The 17,900-nt window shown below is 68.3% G+C and carries 20 protein-coding genes; 15 read left to right on the forward strand and 5 right to left on the reverse strand.

All coding sequences use genetic code 11. The annotated features are described in order from the left end of the window. Positions 1–72: 72 nt before the first annotated feature. Positions 73–1,302, reverse strand: a complete 1,230-nt coding sequence (pan2, locus tag V8686_RS01240; protein ID WP_379702072.1) for a proteasome-activating nucleotidase Pan2 — start codon at positions 1,300–1,302, stop codon at positions 73–75. A 219-nt stretch (positions 1,303–1,521) separates the two neighbouring features. Continuing rightward, positions 1,522–3,312 (reverse strand): oligoendopeptidase F, encoded by a 1,791-nt coding sequence (gene pepF, locus V8686_RS01245; protein WP_379702074.1) that lies wholly within the window; start codon positions 3,310–3,312, stop codon positions 1,522–1,524. 88 nt (positions 3,313–3,400) lie between these two features. Here pepF and V8686_RS01250 point away from each other — a divergent pair, with 88 nt between their 5' ends. The 3 genes from V8686_RS01250 (at position 3,401) to tgtA (ending at position 7,196) form a co-directional block, all read left to right on the forward strand. Further along, entirely contained in the window at positions 3,401–4,636 is a 1,236-nt protein-coding gene (locus V8686_RS01250; RefSeq protein ID WP_379702076.1) for a mandelate racemase/muconate lactonizing enzyme family protein, read from the forward strand. A gap of 187 nt (positions 4,637–4,823) precedes the next feature. After that, complete coding sequence (locus tag V8686_RS01255) at positions 4,824–5,639, forward strand: CPBP family intramembrane glutamic endopeptidase (protein WP_379702078.1); 816 nt, start codon at positions 4,824–4,826, stop codon at positions 5,637–5,639. Between the two features lie 63 nt (positions 5,640–5,702). Beyond that, positions 5,703–7,196: a tRNA guanosine(15) transglycosylase TgtA gene (gene tgtA / locus V8686_RS01260; protein ID WP_379702080.1), complete on the forward strand. Its 1,494-nt coding sequence runs from the start codon at positions 5,703–5,705 to the stop codon at positions 7,194–7,196. Positions 7,197–7,332: 136 nt separating this feature from the next. Here tgtA and V8686_RS01265 read toward each other — a convergent pair whose 3' ends face one another. After that, positions 7,333–7,794 (reverse strand): pyridoxamine 5'-phosphate oxidase family protein, encoded by a 462-nt coding sequence (locus V8686_RS01265; protein ID WP_379702082.1) that lies wholly within the window; start codon positions 7,792–7,794, stop codon positions 7,333–7,335. 91 nt (positions 7,795–7,885) lie between these two features. Here V8686_RS01265 and V8686_RS01270 point away from each other — a divergent pair, with 91 nt between their 5' ends. From V8686_RS01270 to V8686_RS01315, 10 genes are all read left to right on the forward strand, one after another. Next, on the forward strand, positions 7,886–8,116 hold the full coding sequence (locus V8686_RS01270) for a hypothetical protein (protein WP_379702084.1): 231 nt from the start codon (positions 7,886–7,888) through the stop codon (positions 8,114–8,116). Positions 8,117–8,168: 52 nt separating this feature from the next. Continuing rightward, on the forward strand, positions 8,169–9,929 hold the full coding sequence (gene arcS / locus V8686_RS01275) for an archaeosine synthase subunit alpha (protein WP_379702086.1): 1,761 nt from the start codon (positions 8,169–8,171) through the stop codon (positions 9,927–9,929). Between the two features lie 25 nt (positions 9,930–9,954). Further along, complete coding sequence (locus V8686_RS01280; protein WP_379702088.1) at positions 9,955–11,811, forward strand: aldehyde ferredoxin oxidoreductase family protein; 1,857 nt, start codon at positions 9,955–9,957, stop codon at positions 11,809–11,811. Next, on the forward strand, positions 11,808–11,972 hold the full coding sequence (locus V8686_RS01285) for a hypothetical protein (protein ID WP_379702090.1): 165 nt from the start codon (positions 11,808–11,810) through the stop codon (positions 11,970–11,972). Before V8686_RS01280 ends, V8686_RS01285 begins: the two co-directional genes overlap by 4 nt. An 80-nt stretch (positions 11,973–12,052) precedes the next feature. Next, positions 12,053–12,439, forward strand: a complete 387-nt coding sequence (locus V8686_RS01290) for a hypothetical protein (RefSeq protein WP_379702092.1) — start codon at positions 12,053–12,055, stop codon at positions 12,437–12,439. A gap of 58 nt (positions 12,440–12,497) precedes the next feature. Then, positions 12,498–12,782, forward strand: a complete 285-nt coding sequence (locus V8686_RS01295) for a ubiquitin-like small modifier protein 1 (protein WP_379702094.1) — start codon at positions 12,498–12,500, stop codon at positions 12,780–12,782. Beyond that, the gene (locus V8686_RS01300) at positions 12,779–13,048 is read left to right on the forward strand and encodes a hypothetical protein (protein ID WP_379702096.1); all 270 of its coding nucleotides are present in this window, start codon (positions 12,779–12,781) and stop codon (positions 13,046–13,048) included. The genes V8686_RS01295 and V8686_RS01300 overlap by 4 nt, the downstream gene beginning before the upstream one ends. Further along, positions 13,041–13,415: a hypothetical protein gene (locus V8686_RS01305; RefSeq protein ID WP_379702098.1), complete on the forward strand. Its 375-nt coding sequence runs from the start codon at positions 13,041–13,043 to the stop codon at positions 13,413–13,415. The genes V8686_RS01300 and V8686_RS01305 overlap by 8 nt, the downstream gene beginning before the upstream one ends. Positions 13,416–13,466: 51 nt before the next feature. Further along, positions 13,467–14,150 (forward strand): AzlC family ABC transporter permease, encoded by a 684-nt coding sequence (locus tag V8686_RS01310; RefSeq protein WP_379702100.1) that lies wholly within the window; start codon positions 13,467–13,469, stop codon positions 14,148–14,150. After that, the gene (locus V8686_RS01315; RefSeq protein WP_379702101.1) at positions 14,147–14,488 is read left to right on the forward strand and encodes an AzlD domain-containing protein; all 342 of its coding nucleotides are present in this window, start codon (positions 14,147–14,149) and stop codon (positions 14,486–14,488) included. The genes V8686_RS01310 and V8686_RS01315 overlap by 4 nt, the downstream gene beginning before the upstream one ends. A gap of 17 nt (positions 14,489–14,505) precedes the next feature. Here the strand turns inward: V8686_RS01315 and aceA are convergent, their stop codons facing one another. Then, complete coding sequence (aceA, locus tag V8686_RS01320) at positions 14,506–15,579, reverse strand: isocitrate lyase (RefSeq protein WP_379702103.1); 1,074 nt, start codon at positions 15,577–15,579, stop codon at positions 14,506–14,508. Next, on the reverse strand, positions 15,576–15,818 hold the full coding sequence (locus V8686_RS01325) for a hypothetical protein (protein ID WP_379702104.1): 243 nt from the start codon (positions 15,816–15,818) through the stop codon (positions 15,576–15,578). The genes aceA and V8686_RS01325 overlap by 4 nt, the downstream gene beginning before the upstream one ends. Positions 15,819–16,042: 224 nt before the next feature. Here V8686_RS01325 and V8686_RS01330 point away from each other — a divergent pair, with 224 nt between their 5' ends. Both V8686_RS01330 and V8686_RS01335 read left to right on the forward strand, forming a co-directional pair. Continuing rightward, a complete protein-coding gene (locus V8686_RS01330) occupies positions 16,043–16,993 on the forward strand; it encodes an ABC transporter ATP-binding protein (RefSeq protein WP_379702106.1) in 951 nt (316 codons plus the stop codon). After that, positions 16,990–17,751 carry an ABC transporter permease gene (locus V8686_RS01335; RefSeq protein WP_379702107.1) on the forward strand — a complete coding sequence of 254 codons (762 nt, stop codon included), beginning with the start codon at positions 16,990–16,992 and terminating at the stop codon, positions 17,749–17,751. Before V8686_RS01330 ends, V8686_RS01335 begins: the two co-directional genes overlap by 4 nt. Positions 17,752–17,900 lie beyond the last annotated feature (149 nt).

Consider the following 17,900-nt stretch of genomic DNA (forward strand, 5'->3'; position numbering starts at 1 on the left):
AAGCCGTCGGAGCGTGTGATACTCTCGCATGGCGACGGACCGCCGGCTTCGGATCGCCGCGCCGGTGGCCGCTCAGTACTGGTAGTCGGTGAACGCCATGACCGGGCCGGAGTCCTCGTTGTCCTCGATTTTCGCCTTCGCGTCGAGGAAGTCGCGCATCCTGACCTCGGTGCGCTCGTCGCGGATGGCGAACATCCCGGCCTCCGTGGCGAGGGAGGCGACGTCGGCGCCGCTGTAGTCGTCCAGGTCGTCGGCCAGTTCCTCGAAGTCCACGTCGTCGTCGACGTTCATATCGCGGGTGTGGATGCGGAGGATCTGTGCGCGCCCCTCGATACCGGGTTTCGGCACCTCGATGAGACGGTCGAACCGGCCGGGCCGGAGGATGGCCTCGTCCAGCATGTCGAAGCGGTTGGTGGCCGCCATGATGCGCACCTCACCCCGGTCGTCGAACCCGTCCATCTCCGAGAGCAGCTGCATCATCGTTCGCTGGACCTCGGCGTCGCCGGAGGTCTTCGAGTCCGTCCGCTTGGCGGCGACGGCGTCGATCTCGTCGATGAAGATGACCGCCGGCTGACGATCGGCGGCGAGTTCGAACAGGTCGCGGACGAGCCGCGACCCCTCGCCGATGAACTTCCGGACCAGTTCGGAGCCGGCCATCTTGATGAACGTCGCGTCCGTCTCGTTGGCGACGGCCTTCGCGAGCATCGTCTTCCCCGTCCCCGGTGGGCCGTGGAGGAGGACGCCCGACGGCGGGTCGACCCCGACTTCCTCGAACAGTTCGGGGGTCAGAAGCGGGTCCTCGACGGCCTCGCGAACCTCCCGAACCTGGTCGTCGATGCCGCCGATGTCGTCGTAGGAGACCGTCGGCGACTCCTCGACTTCCATCGCCTGAGCGCGGGAGTCCGTCTCGTCGTCGAGGACGGTCTGCACGCTGAAGGAGTCGTTGACGGCGACGCGGTCACCCGCCGAGAGTTCCTTGCGGATGCGCGGCGACGGTTCCGTGAGCACCTCCTGGTTGTTGCCGTGTTGTTTGATGATGGTTCCCTCGTCGGCCACCTCCTCGACGGTGGCGACGTACAGCGACGACGTCTTCAGCACCTCGTTGCGCCGCTTGAGGTGGTCGACCTCCTCCATGAGTTCTTCGCGGCGGTCGTCGGTCTCGTCGAGTCGCTCCGAGAGTTCCTCGTTGACGCGGACCATGCGTTCGTAGTGCTGGCGGATGGCGTCGAGACGCTCCGCGTCTGACATCTCCGGATCGAGGTCGAGGCGTGGACGATCCGGAAGCGACGGACTCCGTGACATTGGTTGTGCCTGCTAAGGAGTGGGCGTAAATGTGCCTTTGGGTCGTCGGCCGGACGCCGACGGCGCCCACGTAACGCGTTCGACCCCACTCGGACGCCCGTTCCGTCCGATTCGGGGCGCACGCGGCCGTCGACGCCCTGCGCCCCGCCGCGATAGCTACTCGGTCGTCCGTGGCGTTTCGACGGCGAACGCGCCGGCCGAGGTGCCCCTGCGCGGCGCTCAGATCAGCGTCGCCATCTCGTCGAGGTAGGTGCCGTACACGCCGAGGGCGTCTTCGATGGGGGCGGCCGTTCGCATGTCGACGCCCGCCGTCTCCAGAACGTCGAGCGGGTAGGCACTCCCGCCCAGACGCAGGGCTTCGCGGTAGTCTTCGGCCGCCGACTCCCCCTCCTCGCGGATGCGCTCGACGATGGCCGTCGCCGCACTGATCCCCGTGCTGTACTGGTAGACGTAGTAGCCGTAGTAGAAGTGGGGGATTCGCATCCACTCGCGGGCGATGCGGTCGTCGACGACCGCCGGTTCGTAGAAGTCCGTCTTCAATTCGCGATAGAGTTCGTCGAAGCGGTCGGCGGTGAGTGCCCCGCCCTCCTCGACGATCTCGTGGAGGCGGAGTTCGAACTCCGCGAACATGGTCTGACGGTACAGCGTCGACCGGAAGCGTTCGAGATACTCGTCGAGGACGTGCCGGCGGACGGTCTCGTCTTCCACCGTCTCCAGCAAGTGGTGGGTCAGGAGCGTCTCGTTGACCGTACTCGCCACCTCGGCGACGAAGATGTCGTACCCGCTGTACTGCCAGGGCTGAGCCTCGTTGGTCAACTCGGAGTGCATCGAGTGCCCGAGTTCGTGGGCCAGCGTGAACATCGAGGCCACGTCGTCTTGGTAGTTCATCAGGATGAACGGCTGGGTGTCGTAGGTGCCCGCCGAGAACGCGCCGGAGCGCTTGCCGCGGTTCTCGTAGACGTCCACCCACCGGGAGTCCAGCCCCTCGGCCATCCGCTCCTGGTACGGTTCGCCCAGCGGTTCGACGGCGTCGACGACGTACTCGACCGCCTGTTCGTAGGGAATCTCCGGTGGGTCGCCGTCGGCCATCGGCGCGTAGAGATCCCACATCTGCAGGTCCTCGACCCCCAGAGCGTCAGCCTTCAGGTCGGCGTGCCGGTGGAGGTAGTCGAGGTTCTCCCGCACCGTGTCGACGAGGGTGTCGTACACCTCGACCGGGACGTTCGGCCCGTCGAGCGCCGCCTCGCGGGCGGTGTCGTAGTTTCGCGCACGGGCGAGTTTCACGTCCGCCGTCACGCTCTTTTTCAGCGCCGTCCCGACGCCGTTTCGCACGTCCGCCCAGCGGTCGTAGAACGCCTCGTGAACCTCGCGACGGAACTCGCGGTTCGGCCGCTTCTGGAGGTTGGTGAAGTTCCCAAGCGAGATTTCGACCGACTCGCCCTCCGGGTCTTCGACCGTCGGGAACTCCATGTCCGCGTTCGAGAGCATGGAGTACACGTCGCTCGCTGCGTCGGTCACGTCGGAGAGGTCCGCGAGCAGTTCCTCCACCTCCTTCGAGCGGGTGTGAGGCTTGCTCCGAAGCACGTCGTCGAAGTAGTGTTCGTACTCGGCCAGTGCGGGTTCCGCCTCCATGATCGCCTCGACGGCTTCGGCGTCGAGTTCCTGCAGTTCGGGTTCGATAAAACTCGTGGCGCTCCGGGCGTCGGCCGCGAGCGACTCCGCACGCGCCGACATGGCCTGATACTCGCTCTCGCGGGTGTCCTCGCTGCTCCGCAGGTTGGCGTAGGTCGACACTTTCGAGACGTCCCGGAGTAGATCCTCGCGCAGTTCGAGCAGTTCGCGAAGCGTCTCGGGACTCTCCGTGACCCGTCCCTCGTAGTCGGCGAGGTCGTTCACTCGCTCGCGGACGTCCTCGAAAGCGGCTTCCCAGTCCTCGTCGGTGGTGAAGATACTCTCCAAATCCCACTTGTCCTCGGCGTCGATGTCGCTGCGTTCGGGAACCGAACTCATCGCCCGGCCGTAGGGAGGCAGTCGCCGTAAGCGTTCGTACTCTCGGCGCTCCCAACGTTTATTTTGAGTCCCATCGATGCCGGATACGATGGTTGAGTACGACTCTCTCCACGATCCGAATGCGGAGTATACGATGCGCGATCTGTCGTCGTCGACGATGGGTCTCTCGGCGGACCGCGGCCCCCGGGATGTAGAGATCACCGACGTCCAGACGACGATGGTGGACGGCAACTACCCGTGGATCCTGGTCCGCGTCTACACGGACGCCGGCGTCGTCGGCACCGGCGAGTCCTACTGGGGCGGCGGCGAAACGGCGATCATCGAGCGGATGAAACCGTTCGTCGTCGGGGAGAATCCGCTCGATATCGACCGCCTCTACGAACATCTCATCCAGAAGATGAGCGGCGAAGGCTCCATCTCCGGTAAAGTCGTCTCCGCGATCTCCGGGATCGAAATCGCGCTGCACGACCTCGCCGGCAAACTCCTCGACGTGCCGGCTTACCAGCTCGTCGGCGGGAAGTACCGCGACGAGGTGCGGGTCTACTGCGACTGCCACGCCGGCGACGAGTCCGAACCCGAGTCGAACGCCGCGGAGGCGAAACGCGTCGTCTCGGAACTGGGCTACGACGCGATCAAGTTCGACCTCGACGTGCCCTCGGGCCACGAGAAGGACCGCGCGAACCGCCACCTCCGCGGGCCGGAGGTCGACCACAAGGTCGACATCGTGAAGGAAGTCTGCGAGACGGTCGGCGACAGCGCCGACGTCGCCTTCGACTGTCACTGGGCGTTCACGGCCAACTCGGCCAAGCGCCTCGCGAGCGAACTCGAAGCCTACGACGTGTGGTGGCTCGAAGATCCCGTCCCCCCGGAAAATCACGACGTGCAGGAGGCGGTTACACGGTCCACGACGACGCCCATCGCCGTCGGCGAGAACGTCTACCGCAAGTTCGGTCAGCGGACGCTCCTCGAACCGCAGGCCGTCGACATCGTCGCCCCCGATCTGCCGCGTGTGGGGGGAATGCGTGAAACCCGTAAGATCGCCGATCTGGCCGACATGTACTACATCCCGGTCGCGATGCACAACGTCTCCTCGCCGATCGGGACGATGGCCTCGGCCCACGTCGCCGCGGCCATCCCCAACTCGCTCGCCCTGGAGTATCACTCCTACCAGCTCGGCTGGTGGGAGGATCTGGTCGAGGAGGACGGCCTCATCGAGGGCGGTCGAATGGCCGTCCCCGAGAAACCCGGACTCGGACTGACGCTGGATCTCGACGCCGTCGAGGAGCACATGGTCGAGGGCGAGGAGTTGTTCGACGAGGCGTAGCCGCGTCGTGCTCGTGGATCTTCGATTCACGGTGTTCGACGAGGCGTAGCCGCGTCGTGCCAGCGAACCCTCCGCTCGCGCCGTTCGACGGGACGTCGTCTCCCCGGACCACGTGGGTCGTCGAGTCGTCGCGCGAATCCCGTCGCCGGAGCGAACCTTTTCGAGGCTCGCGGTCCCACGGGTTCGTATGCCCTCGTTCGACGACCGAACGGTCGCCCGCCTGTGGGCGGTCGTGGTCGCCCTGCTTGTGTCCGGTATCGGCCTCGGCGCCGGCGTCGGTCTCGTACTCGCCCTCTCCCTGCTCCTGGTCGGTCTCGGGATGGAGCCGTCGCCGCTCGCCCTCCTCGTCGTCTCGCTCGTGTCGGTACAGGGCGTCGCCTTCGGCGGCGTCGCGGTCGGCTACCTCCTCGTCCGCGGGTGGACCCTCGCCGACCTGGGCGTCCATCTCCCCTCGACCCGGGACCTCCTCGCCGTCGTCGTCGGGTACGTGATGGCGCTCCTGGCCGCCATCACCGGCGCGGTCATCATCAGTATGACCGGCGTTCCCGCCGGCGAGAACCAGGTCGGCGAGTTCGCCAGCGCCGACCCGACCGTCCTCCTGTGGCTGATCCCCGCCTCCTTCCTCCTCATCGGTCCCGGGGAGGAACTGCTCTTTCGCGGCATCGTTCAGGGACGCCTCCGCGAGACGTTCGATCCGGTGCCGGGCGTCGTCCTCGCGAGCGCCCTCTTCGCGGCCATCCACTTCGTCGCGTTGACCGGGGGCGCCGGCGGGCGCCTAGTCACGGTGACGATTCTCTTCTTCCCCGCCCTCGTCTTCGGCACCGTCTACGAACTCACGGACAACCTCGTCGTGCCCGCACTCGTCCACGGCGCGTACAACGCGACGCTGTTCTCGCTCGCGTATCTGGCGTTCCGACTCTCCGAATCGGGGGCGCTCCCCGAGGATCCGGGGACGGGCGGGGCGGCCCTCCTCACCGACTGCGTGGCCGCGCTCCCGGTGTAGGCGTCGACGACGGGGACCGGCGCGGAGCGGAACCCTTACCGCGGCGGCCCGAATGGTGGCGGTATGCGCGCCCCCTTCGAGATGCGAGACGGCGACGCCCTGGGTCGGATCGGGGAGTTGACCGTGCCCCGTGCCGGGCGGACCGTCGAGACGCCGGCGCTGCTTCCCGTCATCAACCCGAACATCCGGACGGTGTCGCCCGCCCGCCTCGAAGCCGAGTTCGGCGCCGAGATTCTCATCACCAACGCCTACATCATCCGCGGCACCGACGATCTCCGCGAACGGGCACTCGACGAGGGCCTGCACGAGATGCTCGAGTTCTCCGGCGCAATCGTCACCGACTCCGGCTCCTTTCAGTTGGCCGAGTACGGCGATATCGACGTGACGACCCGCGAGATTCTGGAGTTCCAGCACGCCATCGGGTCGGACGTGGCGACACCCGTCGACGTGCCGACGCCGCCCGACGCCACCCGCGAGACGGCCGAGTCGGATCTGGAGACGACCGAGCAGGCGCTCGCGGACGCCGAGGCCGTCGACACCGGCGAGATGCTCGTCAACGCACCGGTTCAGGGGTCGACCCACCTCGACCTCAGGGAGGCCGCCGCCCGCCACGCCGACGGCACCGACCTCGACGTGTTCCCCGTCGGCGCCGTCGTCCCCCTGATGAACGAGTACCGCTACGCCGACGTCGTGGACGTGGTCGCGGCCGCCAAGCGCGGCCTGGGCGCCGATCGGCCAGTCCACCTCTTCGGCGCCGGTCACCCGATGATGTTCGCGCTGGCGGTGGCGATGGGCTGTGACCTCTTCGACTCGGCCGCCTACGCCATCTACGCCCGCGACGACCGCTATCTCACCGTCCGCGGGACGCGTCACCTCGGCGACGTCGACTACTTCCCCTGCGAGTGTCCGATCTGTACCTCGCGCTCGCCCGACGACCTGCGCGCCGAACCCGACGGCGAGCGCGAACGCTTGCTGGCCGAGCACAACCTCCACGTCTCCTTCGGCGAGATGCGCCGGATCAAAGACGCCATCCGCGAGGGCAACCTCCTCGAACTCGTCGAGACGCGCGCCCGCGGCCACCCCACGATGCTCGACGGCTACCGGGCGCTCCTGGATCACGCCCGACAGATCGAACGTGCCGATCCCGCCTCGAAGGGCTCCTTTTTCTACTGCTCGGCCGAGAGCGCCCGTCGGCCGGAGGTGGTGCGCCACCACGACCGACTCGACCGACTCGACGCGCCCGAGACCCTGCTCCTCACCGAGGGCAACGCGCCCACGGGCGACCGGTTCGACGCCGCGTGGCGACTTCTACCACCCTTCGGTCCGGTCCCCCGGGCGCTCTCCGAGACGTACCCGTTCACCGCCGAACTCCCTGACCGACTCGACCGGGCCGCCCACGAGGCCGCCGCCCGAGGGGTCGCGAGCCTCGCCGACGCCAACCCCGACACGGACGTGACCGTCGCACACGACGGCTGGCCGGACTCGGCGCTCGCCTTGCTCCCCGCGTCGGTGACGGTCGAACCGCTGGGGGCGCGGCCGGACGGCGACGACGAGTGACCGTCGTTCGCGCGTGACACACGTCCGTGTCCACGCACCATTGATACGACAGCAGTACTTCAATTGCGCCGTGCCGATGTCCGACCGCCCTCGGCCGGGAGGGACGACGAATCGGGACCCGTCCGGGACCGTCGCCTCACTCCGTACCCCCGTCGCGCATCCGATCGGTGAAATCCCACGAGTAACAGCGTTCGGGGTCGATGCCGATCACCACCTCGTCGCGCTTCGGGTCGAGCAGTCGTCGAGCGAGCGCCGAGTCGGTGCCGCCGAGATACCGCTCCAGTAGGGTCCGCAGGGTCTCCTTCCGGTCGTCGGGGGCGAGGGTCGCGGAGCCACACCCCCGGACGCCACGGTACGGGGGGTCGTTGGTCGACACCTCGAAGGCGACGCCGTCGTCCTCGCGGAGGTACGTGACCACGTCCGCCGACGCGGCGGTGGCACAGACGAACTCGCCGGCCTCGGGGTCGAAGTCGTACCACAGCGAGAGCATCCAGAGACCGCCGGCGGGCGTCCGGCAGGCCACCCGGATCGGGATCTGTGCGTCGGCCAGGAACGACGCGACCCCCGCCCGGTCCCACTCGCCGGTGTACTCGGTCATGCCCCGCGTTGGGGCGCGGTCGGCTAAAGACCCCGGGTGGACCCCAACCGTCCGGGGAACGCTTTTGTCAGCTGGTGTTCAAGTCGTGACCATGTCGCTTCCCGTGTTGCAGTTCGGCGCGCCCGGTGCTCCCGAGATTCTGGTCATCCTCTTTTCCTTCGTCGTGCCCCTCGCCATCGCGTTCCTGATCTACCGGGACGCGAAGGGACGCGACAGCCGCCACGCGCTCGCGTGGGCCGTCGGCGCCTTCTTCGGCAGCCTCGTGGTCTGGATCCTGTACTACGTCGTCCGCGACGAGGTCGGATCGGGCCGTCGGGCGTAGGGTGGCCGTCCGGGAACGAAACGTAGTTCCGCGCCCCCCTCCACGACCACTCATGACCGAGTACTTCGAGGTCCACGCGCGGGACGGGGCCGCCCGACTGGGCGAACTCCGACTGCGCGACCCGGTGACGACCCCCACCGTCGCCGACGAGTTCGTCGTCGACGCCGGGAGTCTCTGGGGGAGCGACCGGGCCCACCCCGAGGGGAGCGAGGCCGAACTGACGGTCCTTCCCCACCGCTCGTTCCCGGCCGGCACCGACCCGACCGTCCAGGAGTCCTTCGCCGTCGACTACCCCGACGTTGACTATCCGAGTGCCGGCGTCGTCACCGCCGAGACGGCCGCCGACTACGGCTGTGACGCCTACGTTCTCTCGAACGCGCCGGGCGTCGTCGGCCACGGCGCCTCCTTTCGCGACGAACTGATCGCCGTCCGCGAGTCGATTCCCGCCGACACCGCGCTCTATCTCGCCGGTGTCGCCACGCCCCGGAACGTCGCGACGCTCGTCGCCGCGGGTGTCGACCTCGTAGACACCAAACTCGCCCGTGTGAAGGGCCGACAGGGCGTGTACCTCACGCCGGAGGGCGAGTACCACCTCGACGAACTCGACGAACTTCCCGGGGCCTTCCCCTCGGATCCGCCGCTCGCGGCGTTCACCCGCGAGGACTGCGTCGCCCACAACGTCGCCGCCCTCGACGCCGCCCTCCGCACCGTCCGAACCCGGATCCGCCGGGGCCGTCTCCGCGACTACCTCGAAGGGCAGGCCCGCCACGAGAACTGGCTGACCGCGTCGTTCCGGGAGTTCGACGGACAGTATCGCTATCTCGAACGGCGGACACCCGTGATCCGCGATACGGAGCTCAGCGCGGCGAGTGAGGACACGCTGAACCGGGTGGAGATCCAGCGGTTCGCCGACCGGGTGACGACCCGCTACCGTAACCGCTTCTCGAACCCCCTCGTTCTCGTGCCGTGTTCGGCGCGGAAGCCCTACAGCGACTCCCAGAGCCACGCCCAGTTCCACCGCGCCATCAACTACCGCGGACACGTCGTCTCGATGACCTCGCCCATCGGCGTGGTGCCTCAGGAACTGGAGTGTACGTACCCCGCCCAGCACTACGACGCGGTGGTCACCGGCGACTGGACCGAGGGCGAGAAGGCCTTCGTCGCCGAGGTACTGGAGCGCTATCTCGAACGCAACGACTACCCGCGGGTGGTCGCACACGTCCCCGGTGAGGGCTATCGCGACATCTGTGAGCGGGTGGCCGACCGGGTCGACGTCCCCTTCGAGTTCACCGTCGACGATCATCCGACCACGTCGGCGTCGCTGTCGACCCTCGCCGACGCCCTCGCGGGCGAACTCAAGTACTCGAAGCGGGAGCGCCAGCACAACACGGTCCGGGCCATCGCGGACTACCAGTTCGGCGCCGGTGCGGGCGACGACCTGTTTCCCGACCTGCGGACGACGAGTCGCCACCCAAAACTGCAAGTACGCGACGACGAGGGGACACAGCTCGCGGCGCAGGTCCCTCAGTACGGAGTCCTCTCGTTCACCCTCGCCGGCGCCCACCACTGGGTCGAGAGCGACGCGCCGACCAAGCGGGTCACCATCGACGGCTTCGTCCCCCACGGGAGCGTCCTCGCTCCCGGGGTGACAGACGCAGACGCCGACATCCGTCCCGGCGACGAGGTAGTCGTCGACGGACCGAAGGCCTTCGGCGTCGGGCGCGCGTCGATGAACGGGCCGGAGATGCGTGAGAGTACCCGCGGCGTCGCCGTCGAGATGCGGCACGTAGAGGCGACCGAGGACAACGCTTAACACCGCCTCCCGACTACGTGAGCCGATGTCATCGCCCGTCCGGCGCGACGTGTTACGGGTCGACCTCTCCGCCGGGACCGTCACCCGCGAACGGGTCCCGAGCGACTGGCGACGCGACTTCCTCGGCGGCAAGGGCCTCGGCGCCCGCTACCTATACGAGGAACTCGCCGCCGGCACCGACCCGCTGGGACCGGACAACCGCCTCGCGTTCCTCCTCGGCCCGCTCTCGGGCTACCTGCCCGGCGAGTCCCGATACGCGGCGATCACCAAGTCGCCGCTAACCGGCGCCTTCCTCGACTCCTACAGCGGCGGCCGGTTCGCCGACGCCCTCGCCGGCGCCCTGCCCGAGGCCTTCGGCCTGCTGATCCAGGGGACCGCCGACGACCCGACGACGCTCACCGTCGCGGACGGCGACGTCCGTCTCGACGACGCGAGCGACCTGTGGGGGGCCGATACCGCGGCCACCGACGACGCCCTCGACGGCGCCGTGGCCTGCGTCGGTCCGGCGGGCGAGAAGCGAGTGGCCTACGCCACGATCGCCTGCGACGGTGGCGACCACCACGCCGGCCGGGGCGGGGCCGGCGCCGTCATGGGCGCGAAACGGCTGAAGGCCGTCGCCGTCCACGGCGACCCGCCCGACCCGCCCACGGCGCTCGCCGACCTGCGGGAGCGCTACGGCGCCGCCTACCGCGACGACGACACCGGACGCTGGCAGGCCGCCGGCGAAACGGTCGAGAGCGTCGACTTCGCAAACGAGGTGGGCGTCCTCTCCACCCGCGGCTGGCAGGGCGGCCGTTTCGAGGACGCCGGCGACATCGGCGTCGAGGCGGTCCGCGAGGCGTCGACCGGCCGGGAGAACGCGGACGCGGAGGTGCCCGGCGGTTTCCGCGTCGACACCGAGGACGGGGAGTCCGTCCCGCGCGGCGGCGCCCTGATGTCGCTCGGCGCCGGCCTCGGCATCGACGACTTCGAGGACGTCGCCCGCCTCGGCGCCACCTGTGACCACCTCGGGATGGACGCCATCAGCGCGGGCAACGCCGTCGCCTGGGCTGCCCGCGCCGCCGACGCCGACGGCGTCGACGCGGACCTCACCTTCGGCGACGCCGGCGCCGCCGACCGCCTGCTGTCGGCCATCGCCACCCGATCGACTCCCCTCGGCGACACGCTCGCCGACGGCGTCGACGCCGCTCGCGAGCGATACGGCGCCGCCGACGTCCCGACGGTGAAGTCGATGGAACTGCCGGCCTACGACCCCCGCGGTGCCGCGGGCATGGCCCTCGCCTACGCCACCAGCGACCGTGGCGGCTGTCACCGCCGCGCCCGTCCCGTCGAACGCGAGGCGTTCGCTCGCGACGCGTGGACGACGGCCGACCGCGTCGCCACCGTCGTCGGCGCACAGAACGTCCGTTCGACGCTCTGGAGCCTCGTCGTCGACGACTTCGCTGGAGAGACCATGTGGGAGGACCTCGGCGCGGAGTGGTTAGCGGCCGTCGGCCTCGACTACGACCGCGACTCGTTGGCAGCCGTCGGCGAACGGATCTGGACGCTCGTTCGCCTGTTCAACGTCCGCGAGGGGTTCGGCCGCGCCGACGACTCCCTGCCGGCCCTGTTCGAAGACCCGCTCCCCGACGGCCCGGCCGCCGGCCGCACCGTCGACCGCGAGGCGTTCGAGACGATGCTCGACGCCTACTACGCGGCCCGCGGGTGGTCGGTGGACGGCGTGCCGACCGCCGAGACGGCGGGGCGACTCGGCCTCGCGTCGGTCGTCGACGACGGGACGCCCCTCGGCGATCCGGCCGCGTCGATGCCGGGCGGGGCGGCAGCCGACGCCGACCGGACCGAACAGCACACCCCTCGCGGGGACTCCAGCCGGGGACAGTGACCGGGTCGAACCCCGCCCGCCCCCACGACTGCTATCGCTGCGGCGCGACCATCGAACCCGGCCACGTCTACGGCGCTCTCGACCTCCTCGACGCCGACGGCGACCTCCGGGTGTTGCTCTGTCGGTCCTGTGCGGCCGCACTCCGTGACTTCCTCGACTGAGACGGGTCGTCGTACGCTGCCGGCGTCCCGTCTCGACCCGCTGTCGGGAGCCTTTTACCCCTCGCCGGCCACCCACCCGTATGGACGAATTCGACCTTGGTGTGCCGCGACAGATTCTGGACTCGCTCCCCGAGGACGACGAGGCGGCCCGACAGGACATGCAGCGGGCGGTCGCCGGACTCGAAGCCCGACTCAACGAGGCTGTCGACGCCGCTGACGACGAACGCGAGGCTGCACAGGGGATCGTCAGCGCCCTCGAGCGTCTGGAAGACCAACTCGAACAGTACGACGAGTTCGTCCCCGAACTCCGCGCGTGGGGGCAGTCGCCCATCTACGCCATCGCGTGGCGGAACCTGCAGGCCGACCTCATCATGCAGATTCAGGAGGTCGGCTGGGTCGCCGAACGCATCGACCAGGAGCGCAACTACCGAACCGTCGAAGACGGAATCCGTCTGAGCGATCGGTAGGGTAGTCGCGTCACACTGTGTCGCGTGGCTTTTTACGGACGGGACCCCAACGGCTGACATGGATCTGGAACTGCGGTTTTTCGCAACCTTCCGCGAGGCGGTCGGTCAGAAAACGCTCGAACGCGAGTTCGAGGATGGGGCGACGGTCGGTGACGTTCTCCTAACGCTCGAATCGGCGTACGACGGTCTCGAGGGCAACCTGCTCGACGACCAGGGCGACCTGCAACCGAACCTCAACATTCTGAAGAACGGTCGGGAGGTGCTCCACATGGAGGGAACCGAGACGGTGATGGAAGACGGCGACACGCTGTCCGTGTTCCCACCGGTGGCGGGCGGCGCATGACCGACGAGTGGGTTCGCCGGGAACGCTCGTTCCGTGGCATTTCGAAGCGCCTGGCCGTCCAGTATCTCGAAACCCTCGGCGCCGATCGGGTGAGCGAGGATCGAGTCGAGGCCGACGACTGGGCCGCCGACCTCTCCGCCCAGACCGTCGGTGTCGGGCCGTCGGTGTCGCTGACACAGATCGACTTCGTGTTCGAGGGAGATCCCGACACGCTCGACCCACTCATCGAGCGGTTCGCACAGAAGGCGATGCGCGCGGGTGGCTGACGTGTCCGGCGCGCCGAACTCCCCCATCGACGGGCAGGTGTTCATGCTCACCGCCGCGAAGGCGAGCGTGGGTCCGGGTCGACTCTCCGACCTTCTGGCGGCGGTGCAGTCGGACCTTCGAGACCGTCTCGACACCTACCGCCGCGAATTCGAACGGGTCGCCGACGGCGACGACCGCGAGGTCTTTCTCGTCCCGACGGACCACTGGGAACGCATCGGCGAGCGCCTCGGCCTCGACCGGCGGGAAATCGACGCGGTCGCCCGCGCACACGCCGAGCAACTGCGACGGATCGGTTCCGAGACCGACCGTCGCGACGAGTTCGAGACGGCGCTCGAAATCCGCGAGGCCGTCGTCGTCGGCTGGTGACGGTCGGCCGGAACCGAAAGGTCGTTGCGGGTGCCCTGCACACGGGGTGGTATGGCCCACGTTCCCGACGACCTGCGCGCCGGCGTTCAGGCGACGCTGCCCCTCCTTCTCGGAGCGACCCCGTTCGGCGTCGTCGCCGGCGTCGCCGCCGTCGACGCCGGCCTCTCGCCCGCCCAGGCGGTTGGCCTGTCGATGGTCGTCTTCGCCGGTGCCTCACAACTCGCTGCCGTCGACCTCCTCGCCCAGGACGCCCCCCTCGCGGTGGTCGTCCTTACTGCGGTCGTCATCAACCTGCGGATGAGCATGTACTCGGCCTCCATCGCCCCCTACTTCGAGTCGATTCGTCGCCGCTGGGAGGCGGTGTGTGCCTACCTCTTGACGGACATGTCCTACGCGCTCGCCATCGCCGAGTTCACCGAAAACCGGGATACTGATCGTCGCTGGTACTACCTCGGTGCCGCGGCGACCATCTGGGCCGTCTGGCAGGTCGCCACGATCGCCGGCGTCGTCCTCGGCGCGAGTATCCCCGAGAGTTGGGGCGTCTCCTTCGCGGTGCCGCTGGTCTTTCTCGCCCTCCTCGTCCCCGAACTGTCCGATCGCCCACGGGTAGTCGCGGCGCTGGTCGGCGGGAGCGTCGCCGTCCTCGGTGCGGGATGGCCGCTGAACCTCGGCCTCCTCGGCGGGGCGCTCGCGGGCGTCGTCGCAGGTGTCGTCGCCGAAGGGAGGAACGCGTGACGACGACCAGTTACGGGCCGCTCTCGGTCTGGGCCGTCGTCCTCGTCGTCGGCCTCCTCACGTTCGCCATCCGCTACTCCTTCATCTACCTGCTCGGTCGGGTCGACGGGATGCCGCCGTGGCTGGAGCGAGCGCTCCGGTACGTCCCGGCGGCGGTGCTTGCGGCGCTCGTGGCACCGGCGTTCGTCGACCCCGGACCGACGGTCACCGCGACGCTCCTCGATTCCCGACTCTTCGCGGGCCTCGTCGCCGCCGGCGTCGCGTGGACCACCGAAAACATGTTCGCGACGCTCGCGGCCGGAATGGCCACGCTCTGGACGGTCGGGTTTCTGCTGTAAAAAAACGGAGGGGGCGGTCAGTCGTCGTTCGCAGGCGGGGTGTCGGGCGTCGTCTCCGCACCGTCCTCGCTGGAGATTGGGTCGCTCGCCTCCTCGCTGAAGCCCGCCGACTCCGCCATCCGGCGGCGTGCCTCGGGATCGAACTCGGCTTCGACCCCCTGATACTTGCTGACGAAGGAGAGTTCGTGGTGGCTCTCCGTGGGGTGGCCCAGGTAGCGGTCTTCGAGGTCGAACTGTGCTCGCTCGTCCGCCTCGGCGAGGGTCTTGAAGTCCTCGTAGACGGCGTGAGCGCCCGAGTGCAGACCGAAGAGCGTGATGAAGATGTACCTGTACCCCAGTTCACCGAGTTCCGCGAAGGTCAGGGGATCCTCCTCCTCGGACCAGGCGAACGACGAGGAGTAGTTGAACGCCAAGTCGAGATCCGGGTGGGTCTCGTGAATGGTCTCGGCGTAGCGCTCGGCGTCCCGGCGGGAGGGGTCGGGCATCTCGGGCCAGACCAGGTCGACGCCCGCATCGGCGTAGATTCGGCCGCGTTCGAGGTGTTCCTCCCAATCGCCGTTGGCGGAGCCGTAGGCGTCCGTCCGTGCGATGATGACGGTGTCGTCGCACTGCTTGGCGTCGACGGCCGCGCGGAAGCGAGCCTCGGCGTCTTCGCGGGACACGATCCGTTTGCCCGCGATGTGGCCACAGCGCTTCGGCGTCGTCTGATCCTCGATGTGGACCGCGGCGACGCCCGCCTTCTCGTACTCGCGGACCGCGCGGCGGACGTTGTGGATGCCGCCGTAGCCGGTGTCACAGTCGGCGATCACTGGCAGAGTCGTCGCCTCCGCGATGCGCTTTGCGTTCTCGACCATCTCGGTCATCGTCACCATCTCCAGGTCGGGGAAGCCGAACTGGCCGAGGACGGTCGAGTAGCCGCTCATATAGACGGCGTCGTGGCCCGTCATCTCGGCCAGACGGGCGTCGAGGGCGTGGTAGATGCCCGGTGCGAACACGAACTGCTGGTCCGCCAGCGCTTCGCGGAACTGCTCGGCCGCAGGGTTGTCGATGTCCCGGGTGACCGTGTCGGTGTCGAGTTCTTCGGGTGTCATCGTGCCTCCGTGTCCGTTTTCCGGTCGCGCTCGGGCCGGCCGAGGTCCGGAACGAGCGGCGCCTCCTGTGCCTGTTCGTCGTCGTAGGTCCGCTGGGTCGTGGCGTCCGTCACGGTGGCGCGGCGCGTCGCCGTCCCGCCGTCGGTCGCCGACTGGGCGCCATCGCGGCGGCCGAGGTCCGGGACGAGGGGTGCTTGCTGGGCTAGTTCGTCGTCGGTTCGCTGAGTGGTCGGGTCCATGTGTGTCGTGTGTCGTTCGTCGGTCGTCTGCCGATCCCTCTCGCCTGGGTCGGGTGGTCGTGTACGGGCATTGCAACTGGGAGGAGGACGGAGGAGAGAATAAATTTAATGATCTATAATGATAATATTCGTTAATGGATTTTAGGCCATTATTTGTGGCGTGGTATCAGTGACCAAACACACTTCACGGGGCTTAATTCCGTCCAGCGCGGTCGTTCTACTAGATGGTGGCCGCCATAGAGATCGACGATCTCAGGAAGCGTTACGGCGACGTGACGGCGCTCGACGGCGTCTCGCTGTCGGTGCCGGAGGGGAGCTTCTTCGGGCTCCTCGGGCCGAACGGCGCGGGCAAGACGACGTTCATCAACGTCCTCGTCGGCCTCGTCCGCAAGAGCGGCGGCGATGCGCGCGTGTTCGGACACGACGTCGAGACCGACTACCGGGAGGCGCGGGACCGCATCGGCCTCGCGCCACAGGAGTTCAACGTCGACCGCTTCTTCCCCATCCGCGAGGTGCTGGAACACAAGGCGGGCTACCACGGCATCCCCGCGAGCGAGGCCCGCGAACGCGCCGACGAGGTCCTGAAACAGGTCGGCATCTACGAGAAACGCGACACGCGGTTCGACTGGCTCTCCGGCGGGATGAAGCGGCGCTTCCTCATCGCCCGGGCGCTGGTCACCGATCCCGACCTGCTGATCCTCGACGAGCCGACCGCCGGCGTCGACGTCCAGCTCCGCCACGACCTCTGGGACCTCATCACCGACCTCAACGAGAACGGGACGACAATCCTGCTCACGACCCACTACATCGAAGAGGCCGAACGCCTCTGTGACGAGGTGGCTATCCTCGACGGCGGCCAGGTCGTGACGGTGAGTACCCCCGACGAACTCATGGACCGCGGCACCGACCGCATCACGGTCACGTTCCGCGAGCCGATCCGGTCGGTGCCCGATCTCGCCGCCGGCAACGGCCAGGTCGAGGCGGTCGACGTGGAGGACGGTCGCCTCGTCGTCTCCGCCTCGCGCGGGGGCCTCGTCGCCCCCGACCTCGTCCGGGAACTCGACGCCTCTGGCTACGAAATCGTCGACCTCGACGTGTCGCGCACGTCGCTCGAAGAGGTGTTCGTCGAGATGACACGCCAGGGCTCGGCGGTCACCGACGGGGGGCGGCCATGAGCGTCGTGGGTTTCAAGACGCTCGCGCGCCGGGAGATACTCCGCTTTCTCCGGCGCCCCAAGAACACGTTCGCCCCGCCGCTGATCACGAACGTGCTCTACTTCTCGGTGTTCGGTGTCATCCTGGGACGTCGCATCGACGCGATTCAGGGGATTCCCTACATCCTCTTTATCCTCCCCGGCCTGGTCGTCCTCGGCGCCATCTCCAACGCCTTCGAGAACGCCGCCTTCTCCATCTTCCACGGCCGCTGGAACGAGTACATCCACGAACCGCTCACCTCGCCGCTTTCCTACACCGAGATGGCGACGGCGTACGTCCTCGCGGGCGCCGCTCGCGGGGCCATCGTGGGCGTCCTCATCGCCATCGTCGGCGCCGCGTTCACGTCCGTGGGCGTCGCTCGTCCGCTCTACCTCGTCGGCTTCGGCGTCGTCATCACCGTCCTCTTCGCGGGCATCGGCGTGATCGGCGGCCTCTGGGCCGACGACTGGGACGACCTCACGATGATGAACCAGTTCATCCTCCGGCCGCTGGTCTTCTTTGGTGGCGTCTTCTACTCCATCGCGGAACTCCCGCCGCTCCTCGAGACGCTTTCGTATCTGAACCCGATGGTGTACATGGTCAATGGGGTTCGCTTCGGCTTCCTCGGCGCTTCGGAGGTCGATCCGAACGTCTCGCTGCTGGTTCTCGCGGGGCTGGCGGCGGTCGTCGTCGCCCTCGATATCGCCCTGTTCCGTCGTGGATACGGCCTGACGGAGTAGTTCCGTGTGTGACTGGTGCTCGTTTCGAGGGCGTCGACGGTCGTCGTCGCCCTCGATATCGCCCTGTTCCGTCGTGGATACGGCCTGACGGAGTAGTTCTGTGTGTGACTGGTGCTCGTTTCGAGGGCGTCACCGTCCGGGTTCGGTCA

Source organism: Haloplanus litoreus (assembly GCF_045690335.1).
Classification (GTDB): domain Archaea; phylum Halobacteriota; class Halobacteria; order Halobacteriales; family Haloferacaceae; genus Haloplanus; species Haloplanus litoreus.